The organism is Pseudomonas sp. PSPC3-2 (assembly GCF_049897085.1).
In the GTDB taxonomy this organism is placed as follows: Bacteria; Pseudomonadota; Gammaproteobacteria; order Pseudomonadales; family Pseudomonadaceae; genus Aquipseudomonas; species Aquipseudomonas paraveronii.
In genome coordinates, this window is the sequence record NZ_JAFCVO010000052.1 from 1 (window position 1) to 518 (window position 518).

The 518-nt window shown below is 61.8% G+C and carries 1 protein-coding gene; it reads left to right on the forward strand.

All coding sequences use genetic code 11. From position 1 onward, the window contains the following. Positions 1 to 518 (forward strand): type VI secretion system tip protein VgrG (vgrG, locus tag ACP7CJ_RS28880; RefSeq protein ID WP_426103259.1); only part of this gene is annotated, 518 nt, incomplete at both ends.

Genomic DNA, 518 nt, shown 5'->3' on the forward strand with positions numbered 1-518 from the left:
AGGCTTTCGCGCCAGGTGCGGTGATCACCCAACTGATCAGCCGCGCCGCTCGCGACGCCAGTTACGAAGTGACGTTTGAGGCCATTCCCTACTCGGAAACGGTGTGCTTTCGCCCGGAGTTACAAGACAAACCGCAAATCGCCGGCACCGTCCCGGCCCGCGTCACCAGCCCGCAGGCGCATGACCCCTACGGGCACATCGACATCGAAGGGCGCTACAAGGTCAATTTCCTGTTCGACCGCGACGCCTGGAAACCCGGTGAAGAAAGCCTCTGGCTACGCCTGGCCCGACCCTACGCCGGGGATACCCACGGCCTGCACCTGCCGTTGATTCCCGGCACCGAAGTCGCCATCGCCTTTGAACAGGGCGACCCGGACCGGCCTTACATCGCGCACGCGTTGCACGACAGCCAACACGTTGATCATGTGACTTTGCGCAATTACAAACGCAACGTGCTGCGTACTCCGGCGAATAACAAGCTGCGCATGGATGACACGCGGGGGCAGGAGCATATCAAG